At 62.9% G+C, this 16,604-nt stretch carries 14 protein-coding genes; 9 read left to right on the top strand and 5 right to left on the bottom strand.

The genetic code is table 11. From position 1 onward, the window contains the following. The first annotated feature begins 29 nt into the window (after positions 1–29). Entirely contained in the window at positions 30–1,808 is a 1,779-nt protein-coding gene (locus ACR0FC_RS09610; RefSeq protein WP_170340170.1) for an SLC13 family permease, read from the top strand. A 99-nt stretch (positions 1,809–1,907) separates the two neighbouring features. After that, positions 1,908–2,645, top strand: coding sequence for a YbaY family lipoprotein (locus tag ACR0FC_RS09615; protein ID WP_170340172.1), 738 nt, complete (start codon positions 1,908–1,910; stop codon positions 2,643–2,645). Positions 2,646–2,658: 13 nt separating this feature from the next. Here ACR0FC_RS09615 and ACR0FC_RS09620 read toward each other — a convergent pair whose 3' ends face one another. The 4 genes from ACR0FC_RS09620 to ACR0FC_RS09635 form a co-directional block, all read right to left on the bottom strand. Further along, positions 2,659–4,320, bottom strand: a complete 1,662-nt coding sequence (locus ACR0FC_RS09620; protein ID WP_170340173.1) for an FAD-binding dehydrogenase — start codon at positions 4,318–4,320, stop codon at positions 2,659–2,661. An 11-nt stretch (positions 4,321–4,331) separates the two neighbouring features. Then, a complete protein-coding gene (locus ACR0FC_RS09625) occupies positions 4,332–5,189 on the bottom strand; it encodes a bile acid:sodium symporter family protein (RefSeq protein WP_170340175.1) in 858 nt (285 codons plus the stop codon). A gap of 72 nt (positions 5,190–5,261) precedes the next feature. Then, on the bottom strand, positions 5,262–5,996 hold the full coding sequence (locus ACR0FC_RS09630) for a glutamine amidotransferase (RefSeq protein ID WP_170340176.1): 735 nt from the start codon (positions 5,994–5,996) through the stop codon (positions 5,262–5,264). Between the two features lie 40 nt (positions 5,997–6,036). After that, entirely contained in the window at positions 6,037–7,809 is a 1,773-nt protein-coding gene (locus ACR0FC_RS09635) for an SLC13 family permease (protein WP_170340178.1), read from the bottom strand. 110 nt (positions 7,810–7,919) lie between these two features. Between ACR0FC_RS09635 and ACR0FC_RS09640 the strand changes: the two genes are divergently transcribed. Both ACR0FC_RS09640 and ACR0FC_RS09645 read left to right on the top strand, forming a co-directional pair. After that, positions 7,920–8,660 carry a YebC/PmpR family DNA-binding transcriptional regulator gene (locus ACR0FC_RS09640; protein ID WP_170340180.1) on the top strand — a complete coding sequence of 247 codons (741 nt, stop codon included), beginning with the start codon at positions 7,920–7,922 and terminating at the stop codon, positions 8,658–8,660. 177 nt (positions 8,661–8,837) lie between these two features. Next, positions 8,838–10,103, top strand: a complete 1,266-nt coding sequence (locus ACR0FC_RS09645; protein ID WP_170340182.1) for a permease — start codon at positions 8,838–8,840, stop codon at positions 10,101–10,103. Positions 10,104–10,124: 21 nt separating this feature from the next. Here ACR0FC_RS09645 and ACR0FC_RS09650 read toward each other — a convergent pair whose 3' ends face one another. Next, positions 10,125–11,009 carry a LysR family transcriptional regulator ArgP gene (locus ACR0FC_RS09650; RefSeq protein WP_170340184.1) on the bottom strand — a complete coding sequence of 295 codons (885 nt, stop codon included), beginning with the start codon at positions 11,007–11,009 and terminating at the stop codon, positions 10,125–10,127. Between the two features lie 84 nt (positions 11,010–11,093). Between ACR0FC_RS09650 and ACR0FC_RS09655 the strand changes: the two genes are divergently transcribed. The 5 genes from ACR0FC_RS09655 (at position 11,094) to betA (ending at position 16,559) form a co-directional block, all read left to right on the top strand. Next, entirely contained in the window at positions 11,094–11,693 is a 600-nt protein-coding gene (locus ACR0FC_RS09655; RefSeq protein WP_093964771.1) for a LysE/ArgO family amino acid transporter, read from the top strand. Between the two features lie 40 nt (positions 11,694–11,733). Beyond that, a complete protein-coding gene (locus ACR0FC_RS09660) occupies positions 11,734–12,642 on the top strand; it encodes a DMT family transporter (protein ID WP_170340185.1) in 909 nt (302 codons plus the stop codon). Between the two features lie 94 nt (positions 12,643–12,736). Next, a complete protein-coding gene (gene betI / locus ACR0FC_RS09665) occupies positions 12,737–13,309 on the top strand; it encodes a choline-binding transcriptional repressor BetI (RefSeq protein WP_170340187.1) in 573 nt (190 codons plus the stop codon). Next, complete coding sequence (gene betC / locus ACR0FC_RS09670; protein WP_170340189.1) at positions 13,306–14,814, top strand: choline-sulfatase; 1,509 nt, start codon at positions 13,306–13,308, stop codon at positions 14,812–14,814. The genes betI and betC overlap by 4 nt, the downstream gene beginning before the upstream one ends. Before the next feature lie 86 nt (positions 14,815–14,900). After that, complete coding sequence (gene betA, locus ACR0FC_RS09675; RefSeq protein WP_170340191.1) at positions 14,901–16,559, top strand: choline dehydrogenase; 1,659 nt, start codon at positions 14,901–14,903, stop codon at positions 16,557–16,559. The last annotated feature ends 45 nt before the right edge of the window (positions 16,560–16,604 follow it).

Consider the following 16,604-nt stretch of genomic DNA (forward strand, 5'->3'; position numbering starts at 1 on the left):
CGGGACAGGTTTCGGACAGAACACCACGAATGCAACTCCTTCAATTGTCAGATATGGGCAGCGCGATACTTGCGCTGGCGATTGTTGCGGGCATGTTCATCATGTTCATGCGCGAGGTCTATCCGACCGAGGTCGTTGCCATAGGCGGCGTCTCGGTGATGCTGGTCACCGGCGTGCTTCCATACCAAAGCGCACTGGCGGTTTTGTCGAACCCGGCGCCCTGGACCATCGCGGCGATGTTCATCATCATGGGCGCGCTGGTCCGGACCGGTGCCTTGCACGCCTTTACAGCGACGGCGCAGAAACAGGCGCAGGTCAACCCGCGCATTGCCATCGGTCTGCTGATGGCATTTGTCGTCCTGGCCTCGGCGGTCGTCTCGAACACGCCCGTCGTCGTCGTGATGATCCCGGTGTTCATCCAGATTGCCCGCACGCTGAATATTCCAGCGTCGAAGCTGCTGATCCCGCTCAGCTATGCTGCGATTCTCGGCGGGACGCTGACCCTGATCGGAACTTCGACGAACCTGTTGGTCGATGGTGTGGCCCGGGCACAGGGTCTGCCGGCCTTCACGATTTTCGAGGTCACGCCTTTGGGCATCATTCTTGTCATCTACGGTATGATTTACCTGCGCTTCATCGCGCCGCGTCTTCTGCCCGAGCGTGACAGCATGGCAACCATGCTAAGCGATCGGTCGAAGATGAAATTCTTCACCGAAGCAGTCATTCCGCCCGACAGCAACCTGATCGGCCGTGAAGTGACCGGCGTGCAGCTGTTCAAACGTCCGGGCGTGCGGCTCATCGACGTGATCCGCGGCGACGAGTCGTTGCGGCGGAACCTGAAAGGGGTCGAACTGAAGGTCGGTGACCGTGTGGTGTTGCGCACGGAAATGACCGAGCTGCTGAGCCTGCAAAGCAACAAGGAACTCAAGCGCGTTGATCAGGTTTCGGCGGTCGAAACACGCACGGTTGAGGTTCTGATCACCCCCGGTTGTCGCATGGTCGGGCGCACATTGGGCGCGTTGCGGCTGCGTCGTCGCTACGGGGTTTATGTCTTGGCCGTGCACCGGAGAAATCAGAATATCGGGGGGCAACTTGACGATCTGGTCGTCCGGGTCGGTGATACGCTGCTGCTCGAAGGCTCGCCGGCCGATATCAGTAAACTGGCTGCCGACATGGACATGGTCGACGTCACCCAGCCATCGGCCCGCGCCTTCCGGCGCGGTCATGCTCCGATCGCGATTGCCGCGCTGATTGGGATCGTGGTTTTGGCGGCGCTCGGCGTGGCTCCGATTTTCCTGCTGACGATTCTGGCAGTTGCGGTTGTGCTGCTGACGCGATGCATCGACGCGGACGAGGCGTTTTCCTTTGTCGAGGGCCGTCTGCTGGCGCTGATCTTTGCCATGCTGGCTATTGGGGCTGCGCTGGACAGCTCGGGTGCGGTCACCCTGATCGCCAACGCGATTGCTCCGTCCTTTTCCAACCTGCCGCCGTTCCTCATCGTTTGGGCCATCTATCTGCTGACCTCTGTCCTGACGGAACTGGTCTCGAACAACGCCGTGGCGGTCGTGGTCACGCCGATCGCCATCGGTCTGGCGCAGGCGGTGGGGGTAGATCCGCGGCCGCTCGTGGTGGCGGTGATGGTTGCGGCCTCGGCCTCGTTCGCGACGCCGATCGGGTATCAGACCAACATGATGGTCTACGGCCCCGGTGGGTACCGGTTCACGGACTTCATGAAAGTCGGGATTCCGCTGAACCTAACGGTTGGATTGCTGGCTTCGCTGATCATCCCCTTCCTCTGGCCGCTTTGATCTCCGGCACGAATTTGCCGCTTGGAACTGAAAAACCTTGTAAATCGCGCTGATGTCCCGATCTTTTGTGCTGGAAACTGGTGACAAAGGGATCGGACAATGCAAACCGCAAAAAGCCTGCTGGCAGGAACCGCGATGTGGGCAGCCGTGTGGGGCGCCGCGCAGGCGGGAACCGTTGAAGGCACCGCCACATATCGCGAACGGATCGCGGTTCCGCCCGGGGCAACCCTGTTCGTCGAGTTGCAAGACGTTTCACTGGCCGACGCGCCCGCCGTCACGCTGGCCGCGCAACGCTATGCTTTGACGGGCGTGCCTGCCCAGTTTGCGCTGACTTATGACGACGCGTTGATTCAGGATCGACACCGCTATGTGGTGCGGGCCTCGGTGCATCAGGACGGCAAGCTGCTGTTCACCACCGATACCGCTTACCCGGTTCTGACCAACGACGCCGGAAATTCGGTCGATCTGGTCATGGTCAAGGTTCAGGAACGGGGTGCGGCGATGCTTGAGAACACGCAGTGGGTCGCAACCGATGTGAATGGCGTTGCGCTGGACACCGAGAAACGCCCGCAGATTACCTTTGCCGAAGGCGGAGCCTTTGGCGGAACAGGCGGTTGCAACCGGTTCAGCGGACAGGCCGAGATATCGGGCAAGTCGATGTCCTTCCCCGACAACATGGCCGCCACCCTGATGGCCTGCCCACCGCCGCTGGACGAGGTTGAGCGGGAATTCCTTACCGCTCTGCCAAAGGTCGCAAGCTTTGTTCAGCGCGGGGACACTCTGGTTCTTCTTGATGCGGCAGGTGAACCGGTTCTGCAGTTCCGCCGCGACCAATAATGCCCAAGGGCCGTCAGGCGACGGCCCTCGACCGCCCGGCATTGCGGCCCGAGAAGATGCATCCGCCCAGGAACGTGCCCTCAAGCGCGTTGTAGCCGTGGTAGCCGCCGCCGCCGAACCCCGCGACTTCGCCGGCCGCGAACAGGCCGGGCACCAACTGACCATCGGCGCCGATCATCTGACTGTCCAGATTGGTCTGCAAACCGCCCAGCGTCTTGCGGGTAAGCACATGCAGCTTGACCGCGATCAGCGGGCCGTTTTTCGGATCAAGGAACTTGTGCGGTTTGGCGGTGCGGATCAGCTTGTCTCCGCGATAGTTTCGCGCCGCCAGGATCGCCATCATCTGCGCATCCTTCGAGAACGGATTGTCCACCTGTGAATCCCGCGCCTCGATCTGGGCGCGCAGATGCGCCTCGTCGATCAGACCGCCGCCCAGATGGTTCATCCCGTTCACCAGTTCGGTCAGCGTGTTGGCGACGACGAAATCCTCGCCCTTTTCCTTGAACGCTTCGACCGGCCCGGTGGCCTTCGACCCCGAAAGGACCCGCTGACGGATGACCTCCTTCCAACTGCCCGAGGTGAAATCGGGGTTCTGTTCAGACCCGGACAGGGCGAATTCCTTCTTGATGACCTTCTGGGTCAGAACGAACCAACTGTATTCATAGCCGGTTTTGAGGATCTCGCGCAGGGTGCCCAGCGTGTCGAACCCGGGCAGGCAGGGGGGCTGCAGCCGGTTGCCGCGCGCATCGAACCACATGGAGCTGGGGCCGGGCAGGATGCGGATACCATGCGCGGGCCAGATCGGGTCCCAGTTGCGCACGCCTTCGGTGTAGTGCCACATGCGGTCGCTGTTGATGACGTGACCGCCGGCCTTTTCACTGATCGCGATCATCCGACCATCCACATGGAAGGGCACACCCGCCACCATATCCTTGGGCGGTTCGCCCAAGCGGTCGCGAGGCCAGCTCTGCCGCACCATCTCGAAATTGCCGCCGATCCCGCCCGAGGTGACGATGACCGACGGGGCATAGACCTCGAACTCGCCCACTTCGTCACGGTTGGTCTTGCCGCCGCGCTGGGCCGCATCATCAGCCAGAACCTCGCCCGAGACGCCCTTGGCCTCGCCGTTTTGCATGATGATGTGGCTGACCTGATGGCGGAACTTCAACTGGATCAGGCCGGCGCTGACATGCTCGCGGACCCGGCGGATGAAATGCTCCAGCACGCCCGGGCCGGTGCCCCAGGTGATGTGGAACCGCGGGACCGAGTTGCCGTGACCGTCGGCATAGGACCCGCCGCGTTCCGCCCAGCCGACCACGGGAAACCAGCGCAGGCCCATCTGGTGCAGCCAGGGGCGCATCTCGCCGGCGGCGAACTCGACATAGGCCTCGGCCCATTTGCGGGGCCAGGCGTCCTCGTCCCGGTCGAACTGGGCGCTGCCCATCCAGTCGCGCAGGGCCAGGTCACGGCTGTCGCGGATACCCATGCGGCGCTGCTCGGGCGTGTCGACCATGAACAGGCCGCCCAGGCTCCAGAAAGCCTGACCGCCCAGGAAATGCTCGGGCTCCTGATCCAGCACGATCACCTTTTTGCCGCGGTCACCCAGTTCGGCCGCCGCGGCCAGGCCGGCCAGCCCGCCGCCCACGACGATCGCATCAGCAGTGTTTTCGGTCATGCTCTGTCCTTTCAGCGGTTGCGGTACCAGGCGATGAAGGGGATCGCGACGGCGTACATGGTGATCCCGTAGACGGCCGAGGGCAGGGCCAGCGGGCTGAAGCCGCTTTCGGTTCCGGTGATCAGGGCCGCCAGCGTGATGCCCAGGGTCGAGTTCTGGATGCCGGTTTCGATCGAGATGGTCTTGGCCTCATTCCACGACAGTTTCGCCGCCCGCGCCAGCCCCAATCCGATCAGCAGCAGCGCGAGGTTCAGCGAGATCAGCCCGGCGCCCATGATGCCCAGATTGTCGACGAACAGCTGCCAGTTTCCAGCCAGCGCGGCGATCACGATCAACACGAACAGGATGGTGGCCAGTTTGGAAAGGGGGCCGTCGATCCGGTTGGCAAAAGCGGTTGCAAAGTGGCGCAGGCCAACGCCGATGGCGACGGGCAGGGTGGTGATCAAGAACATCGCCAGCGCAAGACCGCTGATCGACACTTCAGGTGCGTCCTCGCCCATGAAGTGGTCAATCGACCAGGCCGCCAGAACCGGCACCGTGACGATCGACAGCAGGCTGATCACCGCCGTCAGGCTGACCGACAGCGCCACATCGGCCTTCGCCAGTTTCGACAGGATGTTGCTGGTGACGCCGCCCGGGCAAAAGCTGAGCAGCATGAACCCGACCGCAATCGCCGGCGGCAGCGCGAACAGCTTGACCGTGACGAAAGCCGCGACCGGCAGCAGAACGACCTGGCAGACCGCGCCGATCGCAAACGGATAACGCCGACTGATCACGCGCCGGAAATCCGCCGCCTCAAGCCCGATGCCCAAAGACAGCATGATGATGGCCAGCGAAACCGGCAGGCCCACGTTTATCAGAAGATCCAAAACAACCCCTCCCAAAGTCGTTTCGGTCCAACCTAAGCGCGCGGTCCCCGGTCAGGCAACCGCGCCGTTGGGTCACCCGTAGCGCTGGGCGAAACGGCGCAGGATTTCGCCGGGCTGCGTGACCTCGGCCGCGTGGCAGCGTTCGATCAGCGGCTGGGCGTCCTCGGGACGGAAATAGCCGTGGTCCTTGTAGATGTGGATGCGCTGCTCAAAGTCCTTGGCGTCGGCTTCGGGGTGGAACTGCGTGGCATAGACATTCTGGCCCCAGCGGATCATCTGGAACGGGCAGGGGTCTGACGCGACCAGATGCACGCAGCCCGCGGGCAGGGCCTGCACCGCCTCTTTGTGACCGACGAAGGCATCGAAGTCGGGCTCGAGCCCGGCGGTCAGCGGGTCGCGGGCGCCATCCTCGGTCAGGTGGCAGCGCGACGGGCCGACCGGCTCGCCATAGCGGTCCTTGCTGACCGGCGCGCCCAGATGCGCGGCCAGAATGCCCAGGCCATAGCAGCAGCCCATGAACGGATGATCGTGCGCCGTGATCTGTGGCATCAGCCCCATGATCGCACCTTCGATCCGGGCGTCCATCTGAGATTTGCTGGCCGGGTCGTCGCTGACGCAGCCCGGCCCGCCGCCCACGATCACGCCGGCATAGTCGGTCACGTCAAGACCTTCGGGCAGGGCATCGCAATCCAGACGGATGCGGTGGGTGCGCTTGGGCGTCAGCCCGGATCGGTTCAGGATCGAGGCATATTCGCCGTCCGAAGCATCGGTTTCGGGGCGCAGCTGCAGGATCAGAAAGCGTTTCATGCGCTGCCCTTAGCGCGCGGTCCGCCGGTCACGCAAGCCCTCACAGCGGCCAGAACACGAGGATCGCCGGCACCGAAACCGCCACGATCAGAATTTCCAGGGGCAGGCCCATGCGCCAATAGTCGCCAAAACGATAGCCGCCGGGCCCCAGCACCAACGTATTGTTCTTGTGCCCGATCGGGGTGAGGAACGCCGCCGAGGCGGCCACCGCCACCGTCATCAGGAACGGGTCGGGCGAAACCTCTAGCGTGCGCGCCATCTGGATGCCCACCGGCGCGGCCACGATGGCGGTTGCTGTGTTGTTCAGCACGTCCGACAGCGTCATGGTCACGACCATCAGAACCGTCAGAATGGCCCAGGCCGGCAGGCCGTCGGTCAGTTGGACCAGCGCATTCGCAATCAGTTCCGTCCCGCCCGAGCTTTCCAGCGCACTGCCCAGCGGGATCATCGAGCCCAGCAGAACCACCACCGGCCATTCGATCTGATTGTAGATCTCGGAGATAGGGATGATCTTGGTCAGCACATAAGCGATCACCACCAGCCCCAGCGCGATCGGCAGGTAGATCAGGCCGATGCTGGCGGCCAGAACGGCGGCGGCGAACAAGCCGATGGCCAGCCACGCCTTGTCATTTGCGGTCACGTTCAAGCCGCGTTGGGCCAAAGGCAGGCAGCCGAGCCACTCGGTCACGTCCGCGCCCCGGTCGCGCGGGCAAAGCAACAGCAGGATGTCGCCCGGCTGTACCTCGGTCTTGCGGACCTGTTGGGTGATGCGCCGGCCCTGGCGGGAAATGCCCATCAGGATCGTGTTCTGCCGCCAGGCCAGCCCCAGCCCCTGTGCCGTTCGGCCATTGATGCGGGCGCTTTCGGGTACGACGACTTCGATCACCTCCAACCCGTCGCCGGCCGCGGTCAGCAGCTCTTGCCGGCGGGCATCCGAGAAATCCAGGTTCAGCGCGGCACGGAACTCGTCCAGCGCCTCGGGGCTGGCTTCCAGCACCAGCGCGTCGCCTTCCTGAAGGATCGCGTTTGCCGCGCGGCCATAGCGGCGCTTGCCGTCCCGGATCAGGCCGATGATGGCGACGTCGGATTTCTCGGCGACCTCGTCCAGCTCGGCGACGCGCTTGCCGATATGGGGAGACTCAGCCGGGATTGTCAGTTCAGCGATATATTCCGCCAGCGTTTCCGAACTCTCGGTCTGTTCGCCGCGGTTTGGGATCAGCCGCCAGCCGATCAGGGCGACGAAGGCCAGACCTGCGATGGCCGCCAGCCCGCCAACTGGGGCGAAATCAAACATCTGGAACGGCTCGCCAAGGGTCTCCTGCCGGATTGACGCGATGATGATGTTGGGCGGTGTGCCGATCAATGTGGCCATGCCGCCCAGAATGGTGGCAAAGCTCAGCGGCATCAGCGACAGACCAACGGGGCGCCCGGCCTTGCGCGCGGTCTGAATATCGACAGGCATCAACAGCGCAAGCGCCGCCACGTTGTTCATGAAGGCGGACAGAACGGCTCCGATCCCGCCCATCAGAGCGATATGCGCACCCAGGCTCCGCGAGGCATCGACCAGCGTGCGGGTGATCAGGAACACCGCCCCCGACCGCACCAGCCCGGCCGAGACCACAAGCACCAGCGCCACGATGATCGTGGCCGGATGGCCGAACCCGGCAAAGGCTTTGTCAACCGGCACAACACCCAGTATCACGCCGACCATCAAGGCGGCAAACGCCACAAGGTCATAGCGGAACCGACCCCACAGCAGCAGACCGAATACGGTAATAAAGAGTGCAAAGAGAATGATCTGATCTGTCGTCATTGGGCCACCATAAACGCGCTGACTGCACGAGCAAGCGGGTGTCTTGATCCTTTGCCCCGCAAACGTCTATATGTGCGCCGAATACGCAATCACGATTACGAGGACGCAACATGGCAGGCCACTCAAAATGGGCCAACATCCAGCACCGCAAGGGGCGCCAGGACGCCGCGCGGTCCAAGCTGTTTTCCAAGCTGTCGAAAGAGATCACCGTGGCCGCCAAGATGGGCGACCCCGATCCCGACAAGAACCCGCGCTTGCGTCTGGCGGTCAAAGAGGCCAAGTCGAACTCGGTGCCGAAGGACGTGATCGAACGCGCGATCAAGAAATCCCAGGCGGGCGACGGTGAGGATTACGAAGAAATCCGGTACGAAGGCTACGGTCCCAACGGTGTGGCCGTGATCGTCGAGGCGATGACCGACAACCGCAACCGCACTGCGTCGAACGTGCGTTCGACCTTTTCCAAGAATGGCGGAAACCTGGGCGAAACCGGCTCGGTCGGGTTCATGTTCGACCGGAAGGGCGAAGTGATTTATCCCGCATCGGCGGGCGATGCCGACACGATCTTCGAGGCGGCCATCGAGGCTGGGGCCGAGGATGTGGAAAGCTCGGAAGACGGTCATATCATCTGGTGTGCAGATACCGACCTGAACGAAGTGTCCAGTGCGCTCGAGGCGGCTCTGGGTGAATCTGAATCCACCAAGCTGGTGTGGAAACCCACGACCACCACCGAACTGGGCCTTGAGGACATGCAGCGCCTGATGAAGCTGGTCGAGGCGCTAGAAGACGATGACGACGTTCAGCGCGTGACCACCAATTTCGAGGCCACCGACGAGGTGATGGCGCAACTCTAAGCGTCGCACTCGGTTGTTTTTGGAGCCCGGCCGAACACGGCCGGGTTTCTTTTTTTGCCTGCGTCGCAGTTGGTCCTTGGCGCATATGGGTCCTGCGCATACCCTTAGGGTTGAACCGCGCACAAAGGAGCTGGCAGAGACCTTGCGACAGACAGGTCGGGGCCGGCACGACAGGACATGACAGGCAAATCCACGGAATTGGAGCGGCGAAATGTGCCGGTTCTGGCAAGCCAAAGCGTGCTGTCCCAGGTCGCGTGGACGATGGGCAGCCCTTCGATCGTCTTGCCGTTTCTGGCGGTCTCATTGGAGATGCCCATGTTTCTTGCCGGGGCGCTGGTTTCCGTGCGTCAGGCAGGCAACATGATTTCGGACATGTTCTTTGCGGTCCCTGTGTCCGCGAAGCAGCAGAAGAAACGTTCCATTGCCCTGACCGAGGTCGCGATTGGTGCGTGCCTTCTGGCAGCCATCGTGGTTGCGGCGATCGGGGGCTCGCCCATGGTGGCTGCGGCTTTCGTCCTAGCCTTCTTTGCAATCGGCATGATCGAAGAGGTCCAGGCGCTGATGTTCACTGACCTTTGGGGGGATCACCTGCGCTCGAAATCCCGGATCTGGATGAGCTATCTTCAACTGGGGGCAGGGGGGCTTGGGGCCATCGGGCTGACACTGACGCTGCATCATCTGACTTCGGACAACCCGCCATTCTCGCGTCACTCGACCGTGATCGCGGTGTCTGCCGGGTTCTTTGTGCTGTCCGGATTGTCCATTCTTGCCCTGGCCGAACTGTCGCGGTCGCAACCCCAGGCGCAAACCGGTCGCCGAGCGGCGGGGCAGTTCCTGTCGGACGCTCGGGCCATGTTCGAATTCGCCTGGTTCCGGCGGTATCTGACCATGCGGCTGCCGCTGGTCGGGGTTTCTCTGTCGGTGCCGTTCTTTGCATTGATCGCAGCCGAGGCGCATCATGGATCGGCCAAGGGGCTGACGGCGTTGATCATTTCGTCGGCGACCGGCTATCTGGTCGCCGCGCCCCTGTGGCAGCTCGTGAACATGAAATCACACCGGGCGGTCATGGTGGCCGGGTCGTTGATGGTGGGGGTGACAGGCGTCGTTCTGGTTGCGGTTCACTATTTGCATCTTGACCACGACGTTCACCTGCATGCGATCGCCCTGTTCGTGGCGACCGTCGCGACAACCGGCATCGGCAGTGCGCGCAAGCTGTATTTCATCGACACCGCGCCCAAGGAACAGCGGGTCAAGGCGTCAGCCGCGATCAAGAGCATTTGCAGGCTCGTGGCGATTGTCGGGTCGGCCGGGTTGGCGGCGGTTGCGCATATGAACGAGGTCGCACTGGCGGTCGCTTTCCTCACCCTGTGCAGCTTCTGGTCGGCAATCGCATGCTATCGTCTGGTCACGCCGCAGCGGAAGGATGCGGAACGCGCCACCTGAGCCATCGATCACAGCGTGGTGTTACGGGTTTGCCAGCACTTGCGTCGCAACTTTCCGGACCGCTCGCGTCAACGGTGAAAGCGCCGGTGCAAGGATACGCCCGACCTGCCAGGTCAGAGGCACATCCAGCGGGGTGTCGGGCAAAAGCTCGCGCAGACGGCCATCCGCGATCGCGCTTTGAACCAGATGCGCGGGGTTCATCCCCCAACCCAAACCTGCGGCAGCAGCGGCTACGAACCCGTGAGACGAGGGTAGGAAGTGGGTCGGCGGCGACAGCCGGCTACCCGTTTGCGCATGGATCCAGGCCTTTTGCAGGGCATCCTTCCTGTTGAAGGTCAGGCAGGGTGCCTGCGACAGGCTCTGAGCATTCACTCCGCCAGGGAACCAACGAGCCATGAACTCGGGGCTTGCCGTCGGCAGGTATCTGAGCGTGCCGAGGGCAATGGAATCGCATCCCGGGACGGTTTGCCCGCCCACCGAGATGGCGGCGCTGACATCCCCGCGCCGCAGCCATTCAGCCGAGTGATCCTGATCGTCGATCACAAGGTCAAACAGCATATCATCAACGGCTGCCATCGCGTCTATGAACCAGGTGGACAGAACATCCGCCGGAACCGCGATCCTGACCCGGGTGGGGCCTGTGCCCTGTTCCAGCGAAAGCTCGCGATTGAGTTGCGCCTCAAGCAGGCCGATGTCTTCGGCATGGCGGGCAAGCCGCAAGCCAGCCGGGGTTCCGGTGCAGGGCGTGCCGCGGTGAATCAACGATACGCCGACCCGATCCTCCAGCGCTTTGATCCGTTGCGAAATCGCAGATGGCGTTACCGCCAGTTCCGCGGCGGCGGCGTCAAAGCTGCCATGCCGCAGAATAGCGGCCAACGCGGCCAAGTGATGTGGGTCCAAGTGCATTAGAGAATCTAATTATGGCTCATTGTCTTTAATTTGATACATGCGTATCGGTCGCGTAGTCAACGGACCTGAACAGGAGGGTCCATGTCTACATCCGTCATCGCCGGCTTTGCGCTTGGCTTCAGTTTGATCCTGGCAATCGGTGCTCAGAACGCGTTTGTCCTCAGGCAAGGGCTCAGGCGCGAGCATGTTTTTGTGTTGTGCCTGACATGCGCCGTGTCAGACGCCATTCTGATTGCCGCAGGTGTCGCGGGCTTCGGCAGCCTGGCAACTGCGGCGCCGTGGTTCGAGCCGATGATGCGATACGGCGGCGCGCTGTTCTTGACGTGGTACGGACTGCGCAGTCTGGCGTCAGCCTGGCGCGGCGGCGCAGCGCTTGAGGTCGGAGAGGCGAAGCGTACAAGTCTGCGCGCGGCCTTGCTGACCGTTCTGGCCTTCACCTGGCTCAATCCGCATGTCTATCTGGACACGGTGGTGCTGATTGGCTCGATTTCGGCGCAGTATGAAGACCGGATGGGTTTCGCCATCGGTGCCATGTCCGCCAGTTTCGTTTTCTTCTTCTCTCTGGGATATGGGTCCAGGGTGCTGTCTCCTATTTTCGCCCGACCCAGGGCATGGCAGGTGCTGGATGTGCTGATTGGTATCGTCATGTTGGCGATCGCCTGGAAGCTGGTCGCAATGTAGAGGCTTGTTCGTCGCCGGGTTTCGGTGTTCAACCGAACCCATGACAACGATCGCCACCCAATCCCGCCCGCTTGCCGGAATGTTCTGGATGTTCAGCGCTGGGTTGTCCTTTGTGGCGATGACAGCCTTGGTCAAATCTCTGGGTACCTCGATGGATCCGATTGAGGCTGCGTTCCTGCGGTATGCTTTGGGGCTGGTCTTTCTGCTGCCAGCCATGCGAGCGATCCTGACCACGCATTTGACCCGCCGGCATATCGCCTTGTTTGGACTGCGTGGGGCCATACACGCCGTCGGGGTCATGTTGTGGTTCTTTGCGATGACCCGTATCCCGCTGGCGGAAGTGACTGCGATGAACTATCTGACGCCGGTCTATGTGACATTGGGCGCCGCGCTTTTTCTGGGCGAGACGATGGCCTTTCGCCGTATCGCGGCCGTGCTTGTCGCCATCGTGGGCGCTGTGATCATTCTGCGGCCCGGGTTCCGCGAGATTTCGGCCGGGCACCTGGCGATGCTGGGCACCTCGCTGATGTTGGGGGGGTCGTACCTGCTGGCCAAAGCGATGGTGCAGGACGTGCGGCCTTCGGTCGTTGTGGCGCATCTGTCGATCTGGACGACGTTGTTTCTTATCCCTTTTGCAATCGCCGTCTGGACTCCGCCCAGCCTGCGCGACATCGGCGTGCTGTTCATGATCGCCAGTTTTGCAACGGCGGGGCACTACTTCATGACCTTGGCTTTGCAGGCTGCACCTGTCGCGGTGACCCAGCCGGTCACCTTCCTGCAGCTGATCTGGGCCACGCTTCTGGGTGCGCTTGTGTTTCAAGAGGGCATCGATATCTGGGTCGTGGCCGGGGGGGCGCTGATCCTCGCAGCGGTCAGTTTCATAACCTGGCGCGAGGCCGTTCTGAACCGCAGTGGCTTGACCCCTCCAAGCCTTGCCCCCAAGCTGTAAAAGCCCCGGAGCCTACAAGGGCAACGTTATTGATTGACGAGTCAATAAAAAGCCCTTAGCGTTTGTTCTGTTGAGACTAGGTTTGGGGGCGGTTATGCCAAAACTCGGAATGGAGCCGATCCGACGCGATGCGATCGTCAGGGCGACGATTGCCGAGTTGGGGTCCAAGAAGTCTCTGGATGTAACCGTTAGTCAGATCGCCAAGCGCGCCGGCATGTCCAGCGCCCTCGCGCACCATTACTTCGGGGGGAAAGACCAGATCTTTCTGGCGGCGATGCGGCGCATCCTTGGCGATTTCGGCGCCGAAGCCCGGGCTGAGTTGAAAGCCGCGGCGCCGGACCAGCGCGCCCAGGCCATCATCCGCGCCTGTTTCGCGCCGTCCTGCTTTACACCCGACGTGATCGCCGCGTGGATGACCTTTTACGTTCTGGCCCAGACCAACGATGACGCGCTGCGCCTGTGGCAGATCTATCAGGCGCGGATTCGGTCCAACCTGATCCACTCCTTGCGCCCGCTGATGAAGGACCCGGTCGAAGCGGCCGAGAACATGATCGCTCTGATCGACGGTCTGTACATCCGCGCCGCTTTGTCCGCGCCCGAGGAACCGCAACTGGCGGTTTCCCACGCCATGCGCGTCCTGACGACCTTGCTCGAGGCCGAAAAATGACACGACCCAACATTCTGATCCTGATGGTGGATCAGCTCAACGGTACCCTCTTTCCCGACGGTCCCGCCGAGTGGCTGCACGCGCCCAACCTCAAGAAACTGGCGGCGCGGTCAACGCGGTTTGCCAATGCCTATACGGCCTCGCCGCTGTGTGCGCCTGGGCGGGCCAGCTTCATGTCGGGCCAGTTGCCTTCGCGCACGGGGGTCTATGACAACGCGGCCGAGTTCCGCAGCGACATCCCCACCTATGCCCATCACCTGCGCCGCGCGGGCTATTACACCTGCCTGTCGGGCAAGATGCATTTCGTCGGCCCCGACCAGCTGCACGGGTTCGAGGACCGCCTGACCACCGACATCTATCCGGCCGATTTCGGCTGGACCCCGGATTACCGCAAACCGGGCGAGCGCATCGACTGGTGGTATCATAACATGGGTTCGGTCACCGGGGCCGGCGTGGCCGAGATCACCAACCAGATGGAGTATGACGACGAGGTCGCCTATCACGCCAAGGCCAAGCTCTATGATCTGGCCCGCGGCAAGGATGACCGCCCGTGGTGCGTGACCGTCAGCTTCACCCACCCGCATGACCCCTATGTGGCGCGGCGCAGATACTGGGACCTGTACGAGGAATGCGAGCACCTGCTGCCGCCGGTCACGGATCTGGGGTACGACAATCAGGATCCACATTCCCAGCGCATCTTCGACGCCAATGACTGGCGCAGTTTTGACATCACCGAAGAAGACATCCGTCGCTCGCGCCGGGCCTATTTCGCGAATATCTCGTACCTTGACGACAAGATCGGTGAGATCCTCGACGTGCTGGAAACCACCCGGCAAGAGGCGATCATCCTCTTCGTTTCCGACCACGGAGACATGCTGGGCGAGCGGGGTCTTTGGTTCAAGATGAACTTCTACGAAGGCTCGGCCCGAGTGCCGCTTATGATCTCGGCGCCGGACCTGCCGACGGGCCGCATCGACACCCCGGTTTCGACCATAGACGTGACCCCGACGCTGGGCGCGCTGGCGGGTATCGACATGTCGGAGATTGCCCCATGGACGGACGGGCAGGACCTTGTGCCGCTGGCCAACGGCACCGAGCGCACCGCGCCGGTTCTGATGGAATACGCGGCCGAGGCGTCTTATGCGCCCTTGGTGTCGATGCGCTATGGCAAGTGGAAATACAACCGCTGCGCGCTGGACCCCGATCAGCTGTTCGACCTCGAGGCCGACCCGCACGAGTTGGAGAACCTGGCCGACAAGCCCGAGCACGCCGGCACGCTGCAAACCCTGCGCGCCAAGTCCGAGGCGCGCTGGGATCTGGACCGGTTCGACGCCGAGGTGCGCGCCAGCCAGGCGCGGCGCTGGGTCGTGTACGAGGCGCTGCGGCAGGGCGGCTATTACCCGTGGGATTATCAGCCGCTGCAGCAAGCGTCTGAGCGCTACATGCGCAACCACATGAATCTGGACAACCTCGAGGAAAACCAGCGCTTCCCGCGCGGCGAATGACCTCTTTCACATTTTGAAGATACGCCCACCGGTGGCAACGCACGGGACATCCCGCGCCACCGGTCGGGGCCAATGGAGACACGACCATGGAAGCAGATTTCGTCATCGTCGGCGCCGGATCCGCCGGATGTGCGATGGCCTATCGTCTGAGCGAAGCGGGGGCCTCGGTTTTGGTGATCGAGCATGGCGGCACCGATGCAGGGCCGTTCATCCAGATGCCGGCGGCGCTGAGTTATCCGATGAACATGCCGATCTATGACTGGGGCTATCAGTCCGAGCCCGAACCCCACCTGAACAACCGGCGGCTGGCCTGCCCGCGCGGAAAGGTGATCGGAGGGTCGTCCTCGATCAATGGGATGGTCTATGTGCGCGGCCATGCGCGCGACTTTGACACCTGGGCCGATATGGGCGCGGATGGCTGGTCCTTTGCGGATGTTCTGCCCTATTTCAAACGGATGGAAAGCTGGCACGACGGCGGCCATGGTGGTGACCCCAAATGGCGCGGTACCAACGGCCCGCTGCATGTGTCGCGGGGGCCGCGCAAGAACCCTCTGTTCAAGGCCTTCGTCGAGGCCGGGCGGCAGGCCGGCTACGAGCTGACCGATGACTACAACGGCGAGAAACAGGAAGGCTTCGGCCCGATGGAGCAGACCGTCTGGAAAGGGCGGCGCTGGTCGGCGGCCAATGCCTATCTGAAGCCCGCGCTGAAACGCCCGAACTGCGATATCGTACGGGGCCTTGCCACGCGCGTGGTGATCGAGGAGGGCCGCGCAACCGGGGTCGAACTGATCCGTGGTGGCCGAACGCAGATCGTGCGCGCCCGGCGCGAGGTGGTGCTGGCGGCCTCGTCGATCAACTCGCCCAAGCTTCTGATGTTGTCGGGGATCGGACCCGCCGCGCATCTGGCCGAGCACGGCATCGACGTGGTCGCCGACCGGCCCGGCGTGGGCGCGAACCTGCAGGATCACCTGGAACTGTATATCCAGCAGGCCTCGCTGCAGCCGATCACGCTGTACAAATACTGGAACCTGTTCGGCAAGGGCCTGATCGGGGCGCAGTGGCTGTTCACCAAGACCGGCCTTGGCGCGTCGAACCAGTTTGAAAGCGCGGCGTTCATCCGGTCGAAGCCGGGGGTCGAGTACCCGGATATCCAGTACCACTTCCTGCCCATCGCTGTGCGCTATGACGGCAAGGCCGCAGCCGAGGGGCACGGCTTCCAGGCGCATGTGGGGCCGATGCGCTCCCCCTCGCGCGGGGCTGTGACGCTGCGCTCTGCCAAGCCCGAGGACGCGCCGGTGATCCGCTTCAACTACATGAGCACCGAGCAGGACTGGGAGGATTTCCGCACCTGCATCCGCCTGACCCGCGAGATTTTCGGCCAGGACGCGTTCAAGCCCTATGCTGGCAAGGAGATCCAGCCCGGAGCGGACGTGCAGACCGACGAAGAACTGAACGCGTTCATCGCCGAACATGCCGAGAGCGCCTACCATCCCTGCGGCACCTGCCGGATGGGGCGGGCGGACGATCCGAACGCGGTCGTCGACCCGCAGGGCCGAGTCATCGGGGTGGATGGGCTGCGCGTGGCGGACAGCTCGGTGTTTCCGCAGATCACCAACGGCAACCTGAACGCGCCGTCGATCATGGTGGGCGAAAAGATGTCGGATCATTTGCTGGGCAAAGACCCGCTGCCCCGGGCCAATGGCCGGCCATGGATTCACCCCAAATGGGCTGAGGCACAGCGTTGAAGGCATTGCCGGGGAGGGGAACGCGACCGCGAAGATAACATTCCC

This window comes from Ruegeria sp. BB9 (genome assembly GCF_056539345.1).

What these genes read in the sequence shown, in the direction of transcription:
- ACR0FC_RS09610 (WP_170340170.1), top strand. Translation starts at nt 30, where the DNA reads ATGCAACTCCTTCAATTGTCAGATATGGGCAGCGCGATACTTGCGCTG.
- ACR0FC_RS09615 (WP_170340172.1), top strand. Translation starts at nt 1,908, where the DNA reads ATGCAAACCGCAAAAAGCCTGCTGGCAGGAACCGCGATGTGGGCAGCC.
- ACR0FC_RS09620 (WP_170340173.1), bottom strand. Translation starts at nt 4,320, where the DNA reads ATGACCGAAAACACTGCTGATGCGATCGTCGTGGGCGGCGGGCTGGCC.
- ACR0FC_RS09630 (WP_170340176.1), bottom strand. Translation starts at nt 5,996, where the DNA reads ATGAAACGCTTTCTGATCCTGCAGCTGCGCCCCGAAACCGATGCTTCG.
- ACR0FC_RS09635 (WP_170340178.1), bottom strand. Translation starts at nt 7,809, where the DNA reads ATGACGACAGATCAGATCATTCTCTTTGCACTCTTTATTACCGTATTC.
- ACR0FC_RS09640 (WP_170340180.1), top strand. Translation starts at nt 7,920, where the DNA reads ATGGCAGGCCACTCAAAATGGGCCAACATCCAGCACCGCAAGGGGCGC.
- ACR0FC_RS09645 (WP_170340182.1), top strand. Translation starts at nt 8,838, where the DNA reads ATGACAGGCAAATCCACGGAATTGGAGCGGCGAAATGTGCCGGTTCTG.
- ACR0FC_RS09650 (WP_170340184.1), bottom strand. Translation starts at nt 11,009, where the DNA reads ATGCACTTGGACCCACATCACTTGGCCGCGTTGGCCGCTATTCTGCGG.
- ACR0FC_RS09655 (WP_093964771.1), top strand. Translation starts at nt 11,094, where the DNA reads ATGTCTACATCCGTCATCGCCGGCTTTGCGCTTGGCTTCAGTTTGATC.
- ACR0FC_RS09660 (WP_170340185.1), top strand. Translation starts at nt 11,734, where the DNA reads ATGACAACGATCGCCACCCAATCCCGCCCGCTTGCCGGAATGTTCTGG.
- betI (WP_170340187.1), top strand. Translation starts at nt 12,737, where the DNA reads ATGCCAAAACTCGGAATGGAGCCGATCCGACGCGATGCGATCGTCAGG.
- betC (WP_170340189.1), top strand. Translation starts at nt 13,306, where the DNA reads ATGACACGACCCAACATTCTGATCCTGATGGTGGATCAGCTCAACGGT.
- betA (WP_170340191.1), top strand. Translation starts at nt 14,901, where the DNA reads ATGGAAGCAGATTTCGTCATCGTCGGCGCCGGATCCGCCGGATGTGCG.